This window comes from Empedobacter sp. UBA7494, from assembly GCF_002478465.1.
GTDB lineage: Bacteria > Bacteroidota > Bacteroidia > Flavobacteriales > Weeksellaceae > Empedobacter > Empedobacter falsenii_B.
Window position 1 is genome coordinate 1 of the sequence record NZ_DLOC01000007.1, and the last position, 17,622, is coordinate 17,622.

Genomic DNA, 17,622 nt, shown 5'->3' on the forward strand with positions numbered 1-17,622 from the left:
TTCGAGACCCATCATTCACCCAGATTAAATCTCAATTTCAGTAGAAGTTGAGATTTTTTTTATTTGATTAACTGATAAAATTTTTGCTGTTCAATAATTAGATTTAATGAATCTATATTTGAAGGATCTATAGGTATATAATTTTCATCAAAAAATTCAGAACTATTATGAAAAACAAAATTATAATTAAGTTCCTTTAAATTAATTTTAAATGTATTAGCAAAATAATCTACCGTATCTCTTTCAAATTTATTTGAATGAAAAGAATTTATTACTTTATCTTTTCCATAAATAGAAAGTAGGTTTTCAACTTTCAATGAATCTCTTGTACTACAATCAGCGCCAAGTGAACAATTAAAATTATCATCTAAAACTTTTAATGATTTAGAATAATTATTTTCAGATCTATAAATCATCGACTCTAATAACTTTGCTTGAGCTAAACCTTCTGCATAAGCATTTCCACAAGATCCAAAATTAGCTTTATCAACTTTTTTTAATAAAGCCAACGCTTTCACGTTATTCTTTTGTTCAATTTGATCTTTAACTTGATTTAGTAAACTAAACCCATTCAATCTAGATTGACATGAAAACAATAAACCAATTAATGTAAATATGAATAAAAATTTAGCCATACATTTCAAATATTAATATCAATAAATTTAAACATTTTTCTCCTTAAATTTACCAAAACATTCAAAATGAAAAAATCATCAATATTCTTGGGATTGATTGCTTTTGCTGGAGTTTTAAGCTCTTGTTCAACTCAAAAAGCGGTAAAAGAATCAACTCAAACCTCAACTGATATGACAAAAGAATATGCATATCAATCATACGCAAAGGTTCCGTTAACAACAGATATATCACATTTGACACAAAACGAAAAAGAAATTTTACGTTTGATGTTCAAAACAGCTGATATTATGGATGATTTATTTTGGCAACAAGCTTATGGCGCTAAAATAGATTTGATGGACGAAACGAAAGGTGAAGCCAAAGAATATGCAAAAATAAATTATGGTCCTTGGGATAGATTGAATAACGAAGCGCCTTTTATAAACGGTATTTGTGCAAAACCTGCTGGTGCAACTTTCTATCCTATTGATATGACGAAAGAGGAATTTGAACAAGCGAATATCAAAGATGGTAAATCGCCCTACTCTATTATTCGTCGTAATCGCGAAGGAAAATTATATTCGATTCCGTATAACGAAAATTTCAAAAATCAATTATCAAAAGCCGCTGAATATTTGACAAAAGCTTCTGAATTAGCAGAAGATGCTGGACTTAAAAATTATTTAAAATTACGTGCTGCAGCTTTGATGAGTGATGATTTCTATGCAAGTGATTTGGCTTGGATGGATATGAAAAATGCAAACATTGATATGGTGGTTGGTCCTATAGAAAATTATGAAGATCAATTACTTGGGTATAAAACTTCTTATTCAGCTTATATTTTAGTAAAAGATATTGAATGGTCGAAGAAATTGGCAAAATTCGTTCAATATTTACCAGAATTACAAAAGAATTTACCTGTTTCTGCAAACTACAAAAAAGAAGTTCCTGGAACTGATTCTGATCTTAATGCGTATGATGTGGTGTATTATGCGGGAGATTGTAACACTGCCGGAAAAACAATTGCGATTAATTTACCAAATGATGAAAAAGTTCAACTAGAAAAAGGAACGCGCCGTTTGCAATTAAAAAATGCTATGAAAGCCAAGTTTGATAAAATTCTTGCACCTATTGCGACTGCTTTGATTGATGAAAGCCAACAGAAAAACATCAAATTTGATGCTTTCTTTTCTAATGTCATGTTTCACGAAGTGGCACATGGTTTAGGAATCAAAAATACAGTAAATAAAAAAGGTTCTGTCCGCGATGCTTTAAAAGAAGCTAATTCAGCCTTAGAAGAAGGAAAAGCTGATATTCTTGGTTTGTATATGGTGAATCAATTATTGAAAAAAGGTGAATTGACAGGAACACAAGAAGATTATTTTGTAACTTTCTTGGCTGGAATCTTACGTTCAGTTCGTTTTGGAGCAAGTTCTGCACACGGGCAAGCAAACATGATTGCGTTCAACTATTTTGCTGAAAATGGTGCTTTCGAAAAAACAGCAAATGGTCGTTACAAAGTAAATGTCGCTAAAATGGAAAAAGCAATGAATGGTTTATCAGAATTAATTTTGACACTTCAAGGAAATGGAGATTATGATGGTGTAAAAAAATTATATGCTGATAAAGGAATTATTCACGACGATTTACAAAAAGATTTAGATGTCTTGAAAACGAAAAATATTCCAGTTGATGTTGTTTTCGAACAAGGTCCTAAAATGTTAGGATTGTAAAATACTTTAAATCTATAAAATTAAAAGCCACTTATAAAGTGGCTTTTTTTATTCTATAATTGTTATTTCTTCAACTCCAAGAAAGCATCAAAACCTTTTTCGAATTCTTCTAATGTGATTAAATGTGTCATTTCAGCATCGAAAATTTGTTCGATATTTCCGTTTTGTTTTTGAAGATTTTCTACAAATTCAATCTGAAATTTTGGTTCGATCACATCATCTTTTAAACCTGTAAAAATTAAATTTGATTGTGTTGGAATTCCTTTTAATAATTGTTCTGGCAAAAATGGTTTTAAACGTTCTACTGCAATTACAGCAGGATTAAACATCAAAACTGGAACATTTAATAGTAATCCCAAATAATAACTTATCATTCCGCCTAAACTTGTTCCTGCAATAAATTCGATTGGTTCTTTTGTAAAATATTCTACCAAATCTTGAATCAAAGTTGGTGCATTATCGTAATCAATTGTTGGTGCGTAACATTCTCCCAAAGAATCTAAATATTCTCTCTTTTCATCTGTTACAAAACCTTGGTAGCCGTGTAAGTATGCAAATTTCATTTGTTTAAAATTTTAATAATTTGATACTGAAAACTTTCAGTAGTTAATGTAAAAATACTAAAAAACCCTTTCCGAAAATTTCAGAAAGGGTTAAAGTTATATAAAAAATCTTTTTAGTTTACTGATTCAGTTTCCTCTACAGATTCTTCTTTTTGAGTATTTGGTAATTCTCCTTTGAACAAGAACGAAATAATTTCTTTGTTCACTGTGTCTAACATTCTTTGGAAGATATGGAAAGATTCTTGTTTGTAAACAACCAACGGATCTTTTTGTTCATAAACCGCATTTTGAGACGTTTTACGTAAATCATCAACATCACGTAAGTGCTCTTTCCAGTTATCATCAATCAAGCTTAATACAACTGATTTTTCGAAATCTTTGATTAAAGTTTTTCCTTGAGATTCGTATGCTTCTTTCAAATCACAAACAACTGTCATTTGACGAATTCCGTCTGTAAATGGCACTTGAATACGAGAGAACATATGTCCTTGATTTTCGAAAACATTCGAAATTACTGGGAAAGCTGTTTCTGCAACATATTTCATACGTGCTTTGTAATCTTCAATTGCTGCGTCGTACGTAATATTTGTTAAATCTTTGATTGATTTAGATCTAAATTCATCTTCTGTAACAGGAGTTCCCATTGTAAAGAATTTAATTAAATCTAATTCATATTGACCAAAATCTTCGAAATCTTTGTTAGATTTTACAACAGAAGCTGCAACATCATAAATCATGTTTGCAATATCAACTTCCAAACGATCTCCGAACAATGCATTGTGACGACGTTTATAAATTACTTCACGTTGTTTGTTCATTACATCATCATACTCTAACAAACGTTTACGAATACCGAAGTTGTTTTCCTCCACTTTTTTCTGTGCACGCTCGATAGATTTTGTAATCATAGAATGTTCAATCACATCACCATCTTTATGTCCCATACGGTCCATTAATTTTGCAATCCTTTCTGAACCGAATAAACGCATTAATGAATCTTCTAATGAAACGAAGAATTGAGATGATCCTGGATCTCCTTGACGACCAGCACGACCACGTAACTGACGGTCTACACGACGAGAATCGTGACGTTCTGTACCAATAATTGCTAAACCTCCAGATTCTTTTACTTCTTTCGTCAATTTAATATCGGTACCACGACCAGCCATATTGGTTGCAATAGTTACAGCTCCTGGTTTACCAGCTTCTGTTACAATATCAGCCTCGCTTTTATGTAATTTCGCATTTAATACGTTGTGATTAATTCCACGTAATTTTAAAGCTTTTGATAATAATTCAGAAATCTCGACATTGGTTGTACCAACTAAAACTGGACGTTTGTCGTCTTGAGATAAACGAACAATTTCCTCGATTACTGCTTTATATTTTTCACGATTTGTTTTGAAAACAATATCGTTTTTATCGTTACGTAAAATTGGGCGGTTTGTTGGAATAGAAACAACATCTAATTTATAAATTTCCCAGAACTCACCTGCCTCAGTTTCCGCTGTACCAGTCATACCTCCTAACTTGTTGTACATACGGAAATAGTTTTGTAATGTAATCGTCGCAAACGTTTGTGTCGCTGCTTCAATTTTTACATTCTCTTTCGCTTCAATTGCTTGGTGCAATCCATCAGAATAACGACGACCATCCATAATACGACCTGTCGATTCGTCAACGATTTTTACTTCACCTTCCACCACAACATACTCGATATCTTTTTCGAATAATGTATATGCTTTTAACAATTGGCTTAATGTATGAATACGCTCAGATTTGATTGAGAAGTCACGGAAAAATTCTTCTTTCATTTGAAGAATTTCTTCTTTCGTTTTTCCTGAATTTTCAATCGCTCCAATATTTGTCGAAACATCTGGTAAAATGAAGAAATTTTCATCTTCCATACCTTTAGACAAATACTCAATTCCTTTATCTGTTAAATCTGATTGATTTTGTTTTTCATCAATAACAAAGTATAAATGCTCATCAACTTTTGGCATTTCACGGTTATTATCCTGAATAAAATGCGCTTCTGTTTTTTGTAATTGAGCACGAATACCATCTTGAGATAAGAATTTGATTAATGGTTTGTATTTTGGTAAACCACGGTAAACTTGGTATAATTTGAAACCACCTTCTTTTAAATCTCCTTGTTTGAATAATGTTTTTGCTTCGTTCAATGTTTTTCCTAACATCTCACGTTGCATTTGATATAAACGATCAATTTTTGGTCTTAATACATCAAATTCGTGACGATCTCCTTGTGGAACTGGACCAGAAATAATCAATGGTGTACGAGCATCATCAATTAAAACTGAATCGACCTCATCGACAATCGCAAAATTTAATTCACGTTGTACCAAAGCATCTGGAGTGTTTGCCATATTGTCACGTAAATAATCGAAACCAAATTCATTATTTGTTCCATAAACAATATCAGATGCATACGCATTGCGACGACCTGGAGAGTTTGGTTGGTGATTATCGATACAATCTACTGATAAACCATGGAAAGAGAAAATTGGACGCATCCACGCCATATCACGTTTTGCCAAGTAATCATTCACCGTTACTAAGTGAACTCCACGACCAGTTAATGCATTTAAGTAAATTGGTAAAGTTGCAACCAACGTTTTACCTTCCCCTGTTTGCATCTCCGCAATACGACCTAAGTGTAAAGCCGTACCACCAATAAACTGAACATCGTAATGAGACATATCCCATGTTACTTGACGACCAGCTGCATCCCAAGAGTTTTTCCAGATTGCAGTGTTATCATCTTTAAGAGAAACGAAATCGTGTCCACGATTTACCAAAACTTTATCAAACTCAGAAGCTGTCACTTCTAACGTTTCGTTTTCAGTAAAACGTTTTCCTGTTTCGCGCATTACAGCAAAAGCATCTGGCAAGATTTCTAATAAAATCTTCTCTTCGACTTCGTATGCTTCTTTATTGATTTTATCTATTTTAGCGTATAAATCTTCTTTTACACCAAAATCTTCTGTTTCCTCAACTTGTTTTTTTAACTCTTCAATTTGAGTTTTAAAATCTTTAGTTGCATCAGCTAATTTAGCTTTAAACTCTAAAGTTTGTCCTCTTAATTCATCAATTGATAATGAACTAAGCTTTTGACCAGCTTCATTCGCTAAGTCAACATATTTTCGTAATTCTTTTACATCTTTAGCATTCTTATCACCTAAGAAACCTTGTAAAATTTTGTTTAAAATATTCATATTTTTCTGCGTTCTTCGTCAAAATTAGCCACAATATATTTGAGACTAATTAAAATGCAAATATACGTTAACTATGTTAGTTATAGATTATAGAATCGAAAAAAGCCCCAATTTGGGCTTTTTTATTTTTAATATTCGTCCTCGTTCCAAAGGAAATCATCGTCCGTTGGATAGTCAGCCCAAATTTCTTCAATGCTTTCGTAAGAATCTCCTTCATCCTCAATAGATTGTAGATTTTCTACCACCTCCAAAGGTGCACCAGTACGAATTGCGTAATCGATTAATTCATCTTTAGTTGCTGGCCAAGGTGCATCACTCAAATAAGATGCTAATTCTAAAGTCCAATACATAGCTTATATTTTTTATTATTAGTAGAGATAATTAAACTCTAATTTATTTTCTAAAATTTGATTTTTTGCAAATCAAATAATCTGCCAAAGTCAAACTGTCAGTATTTATGTTAAAATTAAATTTTTTCTTCTTTTAGATTTAATTATTTTTATCCCTAAATATAGAAAAATGGACACGAATATAACAAAATTATTTGCAATAAAATACCCAATTATTCAAGGTGGTATGATTTGGAATAGCGGTTGGCGATTAGCGTCAGCTGTAAGTAATGCTGGAGGACTAGGTTTAATAGGTGCTGGAAGCATGTATCCTGATGTTTTACGCGAGCATATAAAGAAATGTAAAGCTGCTACAAATCATCCTTTTGGCGTTAATGTTCCAATGATTTATCCAAATATTGAAGAAATTATGCAAATTATTGTGGAGGAAGGTGTAAAAACTGTTTTTACTTCTGCCGGAAACCCAAAAACGTGGACAGAAACTTTAAAAAAAGAAGGAATAACTGTTGCACATGTTGTCAGTAGTGCCAAATTTGCACAAAAATCACAAGATGCAGGAGTGGATGCTGTCGTGGAAGAAGGTTTTGAAGCTGGTGGACATAATGGCAGAGAAGAAACGACTACACTTTGTCTTATTCCGAATGTGAAACGTCAAATCAATATTCCGTTAATTGCTGCTGGAGGAATTGGAACAGGTTCTCAAATTTTGGCAGCATTTGCGTTAGGTGCAGATGGAGTACAAATTGGTTCTCGTTTCGCTGCAACTCAGGAATCTTCTGCTAATCAAGCTTTCAAAGATGTGATTGTAAATACTCAAGAAGGTGATACGCAACTTACATTAAAGGAATTAGCTCCTGTTCGTTTAATTAAAAACGAATTTTATACTCAAGTTCAAGAAAAATATCAACAAGGCACAACCGCAGAAGAATTGAAAGAACTTTTGGGTAGAGGACGTTCTAAGAAAGGAATGTTTGAAGGCGATTTGGTAAATGGAGAATTAGAAATTGGTCAAGTTTCGTCATTAATAGATTCTATTGCGACTGTTGCAGAAGTTTTCGACGATTTATTAGTAGATTATCAAGTTGCAAAAGATAAATTAATTCGATTATAATCATCACAATTCCATATTTTTACAAGGATGCAAAAGCATCCTTTTTTAATTAACATAAATGATGAAACAACTTTTAAATATTTTATTTTTCTCTTTTTCAATTATTGGTTTTGGTCAACAATCTGATCAAAAAAAGTCAGAAAATGGAGCAACCATAAAATGGCAGAAATATGAAATTAACAACAATAAATGGGGCGAACACAAAATAAAAAAAGGTGTTTATTCCCAATCAATTTTCACTACTAACACAGCAGCTGGTTGGAAATGGGAAACGCCTGGCAAGAAATATGGTGTAGTTGGTTATCCTGAAATTTGGTTTGGAGAAAGTGCTTGGTTTAATTTAGTTGACATTAAAACTGATAATTATTTCAAGAATATAAGTGAGGTAAAAACTTTTGAAGTTGAGTATAAAGCAAAGTTAGAAGTTAATGACAAAAAATATAATTTAGCTTTTGATTTTTGGTTGCACAATTCGCCAAAAGTCGCTCTACAAAACATCGGAATTGAAATTATGATTTGGGAAGATTACAATAAATTCAAGCCTTTTGGAAAAAAAGTTGGAAATATTTTTACCACATTTGGACAATATGATATTTACAGAAGTCATATCATCAAAAAAGATTTGAAAACAAGCTGGGATTATATTGCTTTTGTGCGAAAAGAAAAACGAACTTCGGGAAAAGTAAATGTGATGGAGTTGATAAATGAGATGAATAAACGAAATTATATTGGGCAAAACGTCTATTTATCTTCGTTTGAATTTGGAACTGAAATATTAAATTCTACGGGAAATATTTTGGTTGAACAATATGAATTAAAAATAGAATAAAAAAAGCTGTCAAATTTGACAGCTTTTCGTTTTATAATCTTCCTTGTTTTTTTAATTTCCAATAACGCATTAGTCCATTTACAGACATCCAGCATGGATTGGCATATTCATACACCTGAATTTGATCTTCTGTTAAACCTAAATCTTTATAGTTTTTTGTGACATAATCGACAAAAACAGGCACAATTTCTTCGGTCGGAATTTTATCATCATACATTGGTTTTATATAAGCAGACCATTCATCTAAAGCTTTTTCTAATTGATCAAAATGATTTTCTAAATCTTCGTGATAACCATAATGCGTCGGATAAATTCCTTTTGCATTAATTTTTCTCAATTTAGCAATCGATTCTTTCCACAACTCAATATTAATATCTGGCGGCGGACAAGGAGGCGAAACAGGTCCATTTTCTATCTTCACCCCCGCTACATCACCTGTAAAAATAACATCGTCCAACACATAAGCATTGTGATGAACAGCATGTCCAGGCGTATAAACAGTCTGAAAAACAGCATCACCAAACTCCACACTTTGTCCATCTGCCAAACCAACCAAATATTCTTCGTCAATTGGTTTCATTTCTCCCCACAAACGATCCATATCGTCACCATAAATCATTTTTGCAGATTCCCACAATTTCTCAGGATTTTTTAGATGCGGTAAACCAATCGGATTTAAAAAAATTGTTGCGCCATGTTCTGTAAATTTCCATGCAGCACCAGCGTGATCAAAATGAATATGTGTAATTAATATGTTTTCGATATCGATTACTCGCCAACCTAACGCTTCTATTCCTGCTTTCAAATTCTCGAAAGTAGAATAAGGTCCTGGATCAACTAAAATCGGTCCTTGTTCTGTTTCGATTAAATAAGTTGCGATTGCTTCGTTTTCATTCTGGAAATTAAGATCGATTGTATGTATTTTTGGCATGTTATAATATTTCGTCTATGGTATAATTGATTCCGTTAAATTCGAATTTATCTCCAGCTTGTTTTCCAACTAAAGCATCAAAAATAGGCGCTTGCGTACTAATTCCAACAAACTTTTTATTTTCCCATTCAAAATCTTTGAAAGATAAACCAATTACAAAATTCACTTTATCGGTAAACACAACATTTCCTTCTGTAATTTCGTCAACCAACTCAGGTTTTAACGCTTTGAAATTTTCTAAATCTTCGGTTGCTTGATTGATACGAATTCGTAAACTTCTCGCCGCATCTGTCGACTGACTTTGTTGTGCAAAATCGTCTAATTCTAAACTTGATTCTTCATCCAAATCTGCACCTTCTGCATAGATTCGTTCAGATTCTTTTAAAGCATTTATTTCATCTTGTTTTAGTTGAATGAGATGTTGAATAACATCTTTTCTGATATGTTTTTTATTCATTTTTGTAGTTTTATGTTGACATAAACTTACAAAAAATAAAAAACTCCTAAAAGTATTTTCAGGAGTTTTATCGTTTAATTAAGATATTCGGTAATGTAATCTTCTAATTCGAATTTTGTCATGGCTTGATCATGAAAAACCTTTTTCTCGCCTTTATTGTAAATAATTGTCACAGGAATATTTCCTGCCCATTTCGGATCAAATGACGGAATCCATTCATTCATTCGTTTGGTATCATCTAACAAAACAACTTCCGCATTTATCTTATTGTCAAGCATAAATTTCTTTACTTTATCGATAATTTTTGGTCGATCCAACGAAACCAACAACATCTTGAAATTAGGATTGTCTTTGTATTTTTCATTAATTTCCATAAACGCTGGAATCTCCTCCACACAAGGCGCACACCACGTTGCCCAAAAATTAACCACCACAATTTGATCTTTATAATTTGCTATTTTTTCGTGCAAAGTTTCATATTTCACCGTTTCTACAGATTGTGCATTTACAGTAGAAAAAGCCAAAATTCCCATTAAACCAAGGAAAGAAAATAGTTTCATATTTACTTTTTAAAAATATTTATTCAAATGTAATAGAACAAGAATCAATCCAAGCTATTTTTCTCGAAATTTTGTTGAATAGAATATTAAACCGATTTTTGTAAAAAAATAATCAATTTGTTTTCAAAAGAAGATGCTTATCGCATAAAAAAGAATTTTTGGATTTCGTATGGAACGTATATGAAATTGCAGATGAATGCCGAAGGAACGCGTATTAATTGGATAAATTACAAAACGGATGTAAAAGGTGTTTATTTTAGAACGGATGTCGAACGTAAGTTTGCAGAGGTTTCTATTGAAATTTCGCACCCAGATCCGTCCGTTCAACTGATGATTTATGAACAGTTTGAGGAATATGAAAATGTTTTGGAAAGTTATCTTGGCGAAAAATGGATTTGGACAAAAGAAGATTATGACGAAGACGGAAAAATGATTTCGACGATAAAAATGCGTTTAGAAAACATTAGTATTTTTAGAGAGACTGATTGGCCGCAAATTATTTCGTTTCTAAAAAATCGAATGATTAATTTGGACGAATTTTGGTGCGATCACAAAGATAGTTTTGAGATTTTCAAAGAATTATAAAGCAAAAGAAGCTCAATATTGAGCTTCTTTTTTATTTCAGTTTAAGCAATTTCGCACGTAAAATTCTCGATTTCTAATAATTCATTTGTTTCTTCCAAAACTTCGTTTCGTTGTTCTTTAGACAAGTTTAATGAATCTAAAAACTTATTATTTTGTTGTAAATCTTTCACCAAAATACATTCTTTCGATAAAAGAACTTTTTCTTGCTCTGGCGTCAAAGTCGTTAAACACGTAATTGGATACAAAGCCGCATTATCAACCAAATATTTGATACTATTTGTTTCAGGATAATCCCAAGAAATCAATCCAATTCCATAATAATTTGCAAAATCTATACTATCCGTCGTTAAATACGCATTCGTTACCAAGAAACCTTTTGTTGGTTTCATATCTCGTCCAAAAAAATGATACGTATGGCTTTCTACATCTTTCATTCGCGATAAAAAATACATCGGCGTTGTCACCGAAATTTTGGCATCTTCGTCATTTCTGAATTTACATTCACAGAAAAGCAATTGATCTCCTTTAGAAGCCACCACATCAATTTCGTGCGTCACCGCATTTCCTTGCACAATTTCCGAATGCAACGATTGATATCCTGCTGCTTGCATCACTCTTTCAATCCATTTTTCGAAATAATATCCTTCTGGTCCCAAATCTCGCAAAGCTCGTTTTAGGCTATAACGCGCTGCATAAGAATTTCTATAATTTTTGAGATGAGCAAAAGCTATACGATACAATTCTCTGGTCAGAATTCCATCGTAAAGATCTTTCGAAACTAATTCGAAAACCTCTTCAACTTCCTCTTTTTTTGCGCCAGATTTCGTTAATGAACGTTTTAAAGCTTTTGGATCATATGGGATTAACTCGCCCGAGTTTTTCTTTACTAACATATTTTAAGGTTGAATTTTATTCTTAACGAATTTAAATAATTCTGATTAAAATACCTCAAAAGTTTAAATTCTAAATAAAGGTTATCTTTGCAAAAGTTTTAAAATCAATACATGAAATTAGATACATTTTTACAAGAAAGAAGTGGTAACCAATGCGAATTGACGGGAGTTACAGAAAATTTGGATATTTATGAAGTGAATCCTGATGCGAGTAGCAATCCTGATCGAAATGTCTACATAACACAAAAATGTATCAACCAAATTGAAAAGAAAGAGGAATTAGATGCATCTTTTTGGGAATCATTTTTACTTTCTTCTATGTGGAGCGAAGTTCCTGCCGTACAAGTGCTTTCTTGGCGAATGTTGAATCGTTTTAGAAACGAATCTTGGGCTGCTGATGCTTTGGATTTGATGTATTTAGATGACGAAAATATGGAGTGGGCAAAAGCATCTGGTGATCACGAAGGTGACGGAAGTGTTAATTTGCACAAGGATAGCAACGGAAATATTTTGGTGAATGGAGATACGGTGACATTGATTAAAGATTTGGATGTAAAAGGTTCTTCTATCAATGCAAAAATTGGAACTGCTGTACGAAATATTCGTTTAGTTCATGATAATACCGAACAAATTGAAGGAAAAGTTGACGGACAATTAATCGTTATTTTAACGAAGTTCGTGAAGAAGCAAGCATAAAAAAATCCACTCAGTTGAGTGGATTTTTTTGTTTTATTAAAATTCAATTTACTTTTCTATTTCTTTCAAGTTTTCCATTTTCTTTGTTACTAAGAAACCTTTGATATCTTCAAAATGTTCTTTGACACGTTTATTTCCAAACTCAAAAACTTTTTCTGCCAATCCATCTAAGAAATCACGATCGTGGGAAACTAAAATTACTGTTCCTTCAAATTCTTTCAATGCATCTTTGATAATATCCTTTGTTTTCATGTCCAAGTGATTTGTTGGCTCATCTAAAATCAAGACATTATAAGGTTCTAACAATAACTTCACCATTGCCAAACGTGTTTTTTCTCCACCAGAAAGCACTTTTACTTTCTTGTCGACATCATCACCTTTGAACATAAACGCACCCAAAATACTTTTGATTTGTGTTCTGATATCACCTTCTGCAATGCGGTCTACAGTTTCGAAAATGGTTAAATCTTCATCTAACAAAGCAGCTTGATTTTGAGCAAAATATCCGATTTGCGCATTATGTCCGATTTCTAATTTTCCATCGAAATCAATTTCATTCATGATAGCTTTAATCATTGTCGATTTTCCTTCACCATTTTTTCCAACCAAAGCCACTTTTTGACCACGTTCAATCACCATATTTGCATCTTTAAACACAATATGATCACCATACGTTTTATCTAAATTTTCGACTACAACAGGATATTGTCCCGAACGAGCTGCTGCTGGAAATTTCAATTTCAAAGCTGAAGTATCAACCTCATCAACTTCGATAATATCTAGCTTTTCTAACATACGAACGCGCGATTGCACTTGTTCTGTTTTAGAGAAAGTTCCACGAAAACGTTCAATAAATAATTTATTTTCAGCAATGAATTTTTGTTGTTCATCATAAGCTTTTTGCTGATGAATTCTACGATCTTGACGCAACACTAAATAGTCAGAATATTTGGCTTTGTAATCATAAATTCGTCCCATTGTCACTTCGATTGTACGATTCGTAATATTATCGACAAATGTGCGATCGTGCGAAATCACCATAACAGCTTTGGCTTGATTTTTCAAGAAATCCTCTAACCATTGAATAGATTCGATATCCAAATGGTTTGTAGGCTCATCTAATAAAATCAAATCTGGTTTACACAAAAGAATTTTAGCCAATTCGATTCGCATACGCCAACCTCCCGAAAACTCAGAAGTTGATCGATCCAAATCTTCTTGCGCAAATCCCATTCCTTTCAAAACCTTTTCCACTTCGGCTTCGTAATTTACTTCTTCTATCGAATAAAATTTTTCACTGACTTCCGAAACGCGTTCGATTAACTTCATATAATCATCACTTTCATAATCAGTTCGTACAGTTAACTGCTCATTTAATTCATCAATTTCATTTTTCATTGATAAATATTCAGCAAAAGCTTTCGACGTTTCTTCGCGAACAGTACATTTATCTTCGGTCAACAAATGTTGTGGTAAATAAGCAATTACCGCATCTTTTGGCGCTGAAATATTTCCCAAAGAAGGTTTATTGATTCCTGCAACAATCTTAAGTAAAGTAGATTTTCCTGCACCATTTTTACCCATTAAGGCAATTTTGTCATTTTCATTTATCACAAAACTAACTCCACTAAACAACGTTGAAGAACCGAATTGAACGGCAATATCATTAACTGTAATCATAAATTTTATCGAATAATTGCGGCAAAGATAATCTTTTTCAACCGAGATCAAATCAATAAAAAAGCTTGAGATTATCTCGAGCTTTTATATATTGTAAAGAATTTCTTAAACCGTTAAATCTTCGCCAATTTCTAATAAAATCAATTGAATATGACGCGAAAAGAAAATAGATTTTGCTTCTGCTTTATCAATTTTAATTGGTGGAAATGTATCGTAATGATAACCCAAAACCTTAGTTGCTTGCACATATTCAGCAGCAATAGAAGCACTTTTTGCACCCATCGTAAAGTTGTCTCCGATTGGTAAAATTGCTAAATCAAGTTGTCCAATTGTGTCTGGAATCAACTTCATTTCGTACGTCAAAGCTGTATCACCAGCGATGTAAACACGCTTTCCTTCACTTTCGATAATGTAACCATTCGGATCCCCTCCATACGTTCCATCAGCAAATGAACTCGAATGAAATGCAATCGTCGATTGAATCGAACCAAAATCAAAACTAAATTTACCACCCGTATTCATTCCGTGTGCTTTCAAACCTCTTTCCGAATAATAAGAAGCAATTTCTGCATTCGAAATAATCAAAGCTCCTGTACGTTTTGCCAATTCTTCCACATCATACACATGATCTTGATGCGCATGTGTAATAACAATATAATCTGCTTTTAAACTTTCGAAATCGATGTTTTTTGCTAATTCATTTGGTGTAATAAATGGATCAACAACAATGTGTTTACCGTTTGCTTCAATCGCAAGCGAGGCATGTCCTAAGTATTGAATTTTCATTATATATTTTTTTGTAATTAACGAATTAAAGTATCAATAAAATCGAAACCGATTAAGCTATATCCCAACAATACAGCGAAAAATAAAGCTAACATTGCTACTTGTTTCAAAAATGGATCGAAATCTTTTGGATCTTTTACTGCAAAAATTTGACGACGAATAGCATTTGCAAAAAAGATTAAAATTAAAAATACAAAACCAGATAATTTACCTGCTTTTAGAGGTGACATCGTTACATATAATGCACTTAATGCGAACGGAATCGTCATTAAAGCCATTTGGTAATATTTACTTTTTTGAAAACCTAATTTTGATGCAACGGTAATTTTACTGTTTTTGACATCATTTTTCACATCACGCATATTGTTCAAATTTAGCACTGCTACACTCCAACATCCCATCGAAGCTGCAGGTAATAAAATTTGCCATTGAAAAACTTTAGAATATAAAAATTCTCCACCTGCAACAGCTAAAATCCCAAAGAATAAGAACACAAAAACATCACCTAAACCAATATATCCGTATGGTTTTTTACCCATTGTATAAGCCATTGCTGCAAAAATAGACGCAACACCTAAGCCAAGAAAAATGTAAATGTATTTCATATCATTTGGATAAAAAGATACATACAACAATGCTGCAACGCAAGCTAAAGAAATCGCAACCATAATACCGATGGCAACTTTCATTTGGTTTTGAGTTATCAATCCAGATGCTACAGCTCGCTGTTCTCCTACTCTATTTGCGTCCGTTCCTTTTACCGCATCGCCATAATCGTTCGCGAAATTTGATAAAATTTGGAAAGCCAAAGTTGTTAAAAGTGATAAGAAAAATATATCATTTTGAAAGATTCCTTCTGATTTTGCAATAAATCCAGCCAATAATAATCCACTCAAAGAAAGTGGTAATGTGCGAAGCCTTGCGGCTAATATCCATTTTTTCATACTGAACAAAGATAATGAAGATTTTACTTTTTTTATCATCGAAAATTGAAGTAATATTGCATAGAATTTATCTATTTCAACTACTAAAATGCCTCGTAAAAAGAAAACACAACAATCTATTTTTAATACATTAAAAAAAATCAAACTTTCGACCTATGTAATTAGTTTGCTGATTTTGTGTGTTGTTTATTTTGCGTATCGTTATCGCCATGGTATTCATTACTATTTTTCGGTTGTAGAAAAATCGTTGAAAGGCGAAAAATTGGTTGATGATAAAGTTACAAAATTTGATATCCGAAATATTGAGGTGATGGATAAATATTATCTCAAAACTTTTGGTGTTGATGTTTCGCATTATCAAGGAAAAATTGATTGGACGAAAATGCATACGATTTACAATTTGTATCCGATAAATTTTGCTTTTATCCGTTCTACAATGGGAACTTCGTCTATTGATGAGACTTTTGAGGATAATTGGGAAGGTGCGAAAAAGAATAATATTTTGCGTGGCGCTTATCATTTTTATCGTCCAGACGAAAATTCGACTTTACAAGCACAGAATTTTATTGCAAAAGTAAAATTAGAAAATGGTGATTTGCCTCCAGTTTTGGATATTGAAACCTTACCGAGAACACAATCTATGGATCGTTTGGTGGAAGGAATCAAGAATTGGTGCAAAATTGTTGAAGAGCATTACGATATCAAACCGATTATTTATACGTCGGACAAATATTTCGAAGATTATTTACAAAACCATTTTGATGGTTATATTATCTGGATTGCCAATTACAATTTTTGGGTGCAAGAAATGAAAGGTCATTGGGATTTCTGGCAATTTACCGAAAAAGCAACCATAGATGGTATAAAACGTTATAAAGTTGATGTGAATATCTACAACGGAACCATTGATGATTTGGAAGGATTGACGCTTTAGTTCTCTGAATAAAACTTCTTGTAATCCTCGTGATAAGCACTATCCCAATTTATTTTAGAAAAAAATCTTCGGAAGTATTTTTAAACTTAGCATCAGCTACCAAACGCTCGCGCGTTGAAAGTGGACGGTAAATATAACGTAATTTAGTATTTATCAAATAATTTCTTAATTTTTGAAGCTCTTTACTTTTAATTGAATCTTTATTTACGCCTAAAACATTTGTTACTCTTTTATCAGATTTTACAATCTCATTTTCTAAATTCTTTACCAAATCTAATATTGATTTATCATTTAATTTTACCAAATCTTTCTTAGTCACTTTAAATAACTCCGTTATTTTTTTATCATTAGAATTTTGTAACGCTTCAGTTCCACACATGTTATCTTAAGGAAACTTATTATCATAAAAATATCTAACAGAATCGTTGTAAAAAATAAATTGATAATCAGAAAAAGGGATAAAAATCAAATCAGGTTTTACAGAATGCTCTTCAAAACTTTTTTCTAAATCCTTCTCATACTTTCTATAAGAAAACGAAGAATCTGCATTCATTCCCATTGCCAACATCTCTTGATGAATAGAATCTTGATGTAATTTATCGCGTTCTTCTTGCGATAATCCTCGCTCACAACTCAACAAACCAAATCCTAAAAGTAAAAAGCAAACAATAGATTTCATTGATAATTATTTTCTTAAAGATAACAAAAAAGCGAATCAA

Annotated in this window: 19 protein-coding genes; 6 read left to right on the forward strand and 13 right to left on the reverse strand. The window is 32.3% G+C overall.

Translation table 11 applies throughout. The features are described from left to right. Positions 1 to 59 precede the first annotated feature (59 nt). Complete coding sequence (locus B4E95_RS00540; protein WP_291089057.1) at positions 60 to 635, reverse strand: hypothetical protein; 576 nt, start codon at positions 633 to 635, stop codon at positions 60 to 62. A gap of 66 nt (positions 636 to 701) precedes the next feature. On the opposite strand from B4E95_RS00540, the gene B4E95_RS00545 reads away from it, so the two are divergent. Then, complete coding sequence (locus B4E95_RS00545) at positions 702 to 2,348, forward strand: dipeptidyl-peptidase 3 family protein (RefSeq protein ID WP_291089060.1); 1,647 nt, start codon at positions 702 to 704, stop codon at positions 2,346 to 2,348. 62 nt (positions 2,349 to 2,410) lie between these two features. Here B4E95_RS00545 and B4E95_RS00550 read toward each other — a convergent pair whose 3' ends face one another. The 3 genes from B4E95_RS00550 to B4E95_RS00560 form a co-directional block, all read right to left on the reverse strand. Then, positions 2,411 to 2,911, reverse strand: a complete 501-nt coding sequence (locus tag B4E95_RS00550; protein WP_291089063.1) for a YqiA/YcfP family alpha/beta fold hydrolase — start codon at positions 2,909 to 2,911, stop codon at positions 2,411 to 2,413. 113 nt (positions 2,912 to 3,024) lie between these two features. After that, positions 3,025 to 6,147, reverse strand: a complete 3,123-nt coding sequence (gene secA / locus B4E95_RS00555) for a preprotein translocase subunit SecA (RefSeq protein ID WP_291089066.1) — start codon at positions 6,145 to 6,147, stop codon at positions 3,025 to 3,027. 128 nt (positions 6,148 to 6,275) lie between these two features. Further along, positions 6,276 to 6,497 carry a DUF2795 domain-containing protein gene (locus B4E95_RS00560; RefSeq protein WP_019976296.1) on the reverse strand — a complete coding sequence of 74 codons (222 nt, stop codon included), beginning with the start codon at positions 6,495 to 6,497 and terminating at the stop codon, positions 6,276 to 6,278. Between the two features lie 169 nt (positions 6,498 to 6,666). On the opposite strand from B4E95_RS00560, the gene B4E95_RS00565 reads away from it, so the two are divergent. Together B4E95_RS00565 and B4E95_RS00570 are read left to right on the forward strand one after the other, a co-directional pair. Further along, positions 6,667 to 7,608, forward strand: a complete 942-nt coding sequence (locus B4E95_RS00565) for an NAD(P)H-dependent flavin oxidoreductase (RefSeq protein ID WP_414647130.1) — start codon at positions 6,667 to 6,669, stop codon at positions 7,606 to 7,608. Between the two features lie 61 nt (positions 7,609 to 7,669). Further along, positions 7,670 to 8,437 carry a GH12 family glycosyl hydrolase domain-containing protein gene (locus B4E95_RS00570; RefSeq protein WP_291089069.1) on the forward strand — a complete coding sequence of 256 codons (768 nt, stop codon included), beginning with the start codon at positions 7,670 to 7,672 and terminating at the stop codon, positions 8,435 to 8,437. Positions 8,438 to 8,468: 31 nt separating this feature from the next. Here the strand turns inward: B4E95_RS00570 and B4E95_RS00575 are convergent, their stop codons facing one another. The 3 genes from B4E95_RS00575 to B4E95_RS00585 all read right to left on the reverse strand — a co-directional run bounded on the left by B4E95_RS00575 (position 8,469) and on the right by B4E95_RS00585 (position 10,385). Next, positions 8,469 to 9,368 (reverse strand): MBL fold metallo-hydrolase, encoded by a 900-nt coding sequence (locus B4E95_RS00575; protein WP_291089072.1) that lies wholly within the window; start codon positions 9,366 to 9,368, stop codon positions 8,469 to 8,471. 1 nt (position 9,369) lies between these two features. After that, positions 9,370 to 9,825, reverse strand: coding sequence for a hypothetical protein (locus B4E95_RS00580; protein ID WP_291089075.1), 456 nt, complete (start codon positions 9,823 to 9,825; stop codon positions 9,370 to 9,372). Between the two features lie 74 nt (positions 9,826 to 9,899). Then, complete coding sequence (locus B4E95_RS00585; protein WP_291089078.1) at positions 9,900 to 10,385, reverse strand: TlpA family protein disulfide reductase; 486 nt, start codon at positions 10,383 to 10,385, stop codon at positions 9,900 to 9,902. 117 nt (positions 10,386 to 10,502) lie between these two features. Between B4E95_RS00585 and B4E95_RS00590 the strand changes: the two genes are divergently transcribed. After that, complete coding sequence (locus B4E95_RS00590) at positions 10,503 to 10,970, forward strand: DUF4268 domain-containing protein (protein ID WP_291089081.1); 468 nt, start codon at positions 10,503 to 10,505, stop codon at positions 10,968 to 10,970. A gap of 41 nt (positions 10,971 to 11,011) precedes the next feature. Here the strand turns inward: B4E95_RS00590 and B4E95_RS00595 are convergent, their stop codons facing one another. Beyond that, a complete protein-coding gene (locus B4E95_RS00595; RefSeq protein ID WP_291089084.1) occupies positions 11,012 to 11,863 on the reverse strand; it encodes an ATP cone domain-containing protein in 852 nt (283 codons plus the stop codon). A gap of 111 nt (positions 11,864 to 11,974) precedes the next feature. Here B4E95_RS00595 and B4E95_RS00600 point away from each other — a divergent pair, with 111 nt between their 5' ends. Then, entirely contained in the window at positions 11,975 to 12,559 is a 585-nt protein-coding gene (locus B4E95_RS00600) for a PhnA domain-containing protein (RefSeq protein ID WP_291089087.1), read from the forward strand. A gap of 48 nt (positions 12,560 to 12,607) precedes the next feature. Here the strand turns inward: B4E95_RS00600 and B4E95_RS00605 are convergent, their stop codons facing one another. From B4E95_RS00605 to menA, 3 genes are all read right to left on the reverse strand, one after another. Next, positions 12,608 to 14,239 (reverse strand): ABC-F family ATP-binding cassette domain-containing protein, encoded by a 1,632-nt coding sequence (locus B4E95_RS00605; protein ID WP_291063896.1) that lies wholly within the window; start codon positions 14,237 to 14,239, stop codon positions 12,608 to 12,610. A 105-nt stretch (positions 14,240 to 14,344) separates the two neighbouring features. Beyond that, positions 14,345 to 15,025: a metal-dependent hydrolase gene (locus B4E95_RS00610; RefSeq protein ID WP_286500855.1), complete on the reverse strand. Its 681-nt coding sequence runs from the start codon at positions 15,023 to 15,025 to the stop codon at positions 14,345 to 14,347. A 17-nt stretch (positions 15,026 to 15,042) separates the two neighbouring features. Beyond that, on the reverse strand, positions 15,043 to 15,969 hold the full coding sequence (gene menA, locus B4E95_RS00615; protein WP_291089090.1) for a 1,4-dihydroxy-2-naphthoate octaprenyltransferase: 927 nt from the start codon (positions 15,967 to 15,969) through the stop codon (positions 15,043 to 15,045). An 88-nt stretch (positions 15,970 to 16,057) separates the two neighbouring features. Here menA and B4E95_RS00620 point away from each other — a divergent pair, with 88 nt between their 5' ends. After that, the gene (locus B4E95_RS00620; RefSeq protein WP_291089093.1) at positions 16,058 to 16,903 is read left to right on the forward strand and encodes a glycoside hydrolase family 25 protein; all 846 of its coding nucleotides are present in this window, start codon (positions 16,058 to 16,060) and stop codon (positions 16,901 to 16,903) included. A gap of 49 nt (positions 16,904 to 16,952) precedes the next feature. On the opposite strand, the gene B4E95_RS00625 is transcribed toward B4E95_RS00620, so the two are convergent. Then, positions 16,953 to 17,282: a hypothetical protein gene (locus tag B4E95_RS00625; protein WP_291089096.1), complete on the reverse strand. Its 330-nt coding sequence runs from the start codon at positions 17,280 to 17,282 to the stop codon at positions 16,953 to 16,955. Between the two features lie 6 nt (positions 17,283 to 17,288). Further along, positions 17,289 to 17,582: a hypothetical protein gene (locus tag B4E95_RS00630; protein ID WP_291089099.1), complete on the reverse strand. Its 294-nt coding sequence runs from the start codon at positions 17,580 to 17,582 to the stop codon at positions 17,289 to 17,291. Between the last annotated feature and the right edge of the window lie 40 nt (positions 17,583 to 17,622).

Coding starts and splice junctions, on each gene's coding strand:
- B4E95_RS00540 (WP_291089057.1), bottom strand. CDS start 635: ATGGCTAAATTTTTATTCATATTTACATTAATTGGTTTATTGTTTTCA.
- B4E95_RS00545 (WP_291089060.1), top strand. CDS start 702: ATGAAAAAATCATCAATATTCTTGGGATTGATTGCTTTTGCTGGAGTT.
- B4E95_RS00550 (WP_291089063.1), bottom strand. CDS start 2,911: ATGAAATTTGCATACTTACACGGCTACCAAGGTTTTGTAACAGATGAA.
- secA (WP_291089066.1), bottom strand. CDS start 6,147: ATGAATATTTTAAACAAAATTTTACAAGGTTTCTTAGGTGATAAGAAT.
- B4E95_RS00560 (WP_019976296.1), bottom strand. CDS start 6,497: ATGTATTGGACTTTAGAATTAGCATCTTATTTGAGTGATGCACCTTGG.
- B4E95_RS00565 (WP_414647130.1), top strand. CDS start 6,667: ATGGACACGAATATAACAAAATTATTTGCAATAAAATACCCAATTATT.
- B4E95_RS00570 (WP_291089069.1), top strand. CDS start 7,670: ATGAAACAACTTTTAAATATTTTATTTTTCTCTTTTTCAATTATTGGT.
- B4E95_RS00575 (WP_291089072.1), bottom strand. CDS start 9,368: ATGCCAAAAATACATACAATCGATCTTAATTTCCAGAATGAAAACGAA.
- B4E95_RS00580 (WP_291089075.1), bottom strand. CDS start 9,825: ATGAATAAAAAACATATCAGAAAAGATGTTATTCAACATCTCATTCAA.
- B4E95_RS00585 (WP_291089078.1), bottom strand. CDS start 10,385: ATGAAACTATTTTCTTTCCTTGGTTTAATGGGAATTTTGGCTTTTTCT.
- B4E95_RS00595 (WP_291089084.1), bottom strand. CDS start 11,863: ATGTTAGTAAAGAAAAACTCGGGCGAGTTAATCCCATATGATCCAAAA.
- B4E95_RS00600 (WP_291089087.1), top strand. CDS start 11,975: ATGAAATTAGATACATTTTTACAAGAAAGAAGTGGTAACCAATGCGAA.
- B4E95_RS00605 (WP_291063896.1), bottom strand. CDS start 14,239: ATGATTACAGTTAATGATATTGCCGTTCAATTCGGTTCTTCAACGTTG.
- B4E95_RS00610 (WP_286500855.1), bottom strand. CDS start 15,025: ATGAAAATTCAATACTTAGGACATGCCTCGCTTGCGATTGAAGCAAAC.
- menA (WP_291089090.1), bottom strand. CDS start 15,969: ATGAAAAAATGGATATTAGCCGCAAGGCTTCGCACATTACCACTTTCT.
- B4E95_RS00620 (WP_291089093.1), top strand. CDS start 16,058: ATGCCTCGTAAAAAGAAAACACAACAATCTATTTTTAATACATTAAAA.
- B4E95_RS00625 (WP_291089096.1), bottom strand. CDS start 17,282: ATGTGTGGAACTGAAGCGTTACAAAATTCTAATGATAAAAAAATAACG.
- B4E95_RS00630 (WP_291089099.1), bottom strand. CDS start 17,582: ATGAAATCTATTGTTTGCTTTTTACTTTTAGGATTTGGTTTGTTGAGT.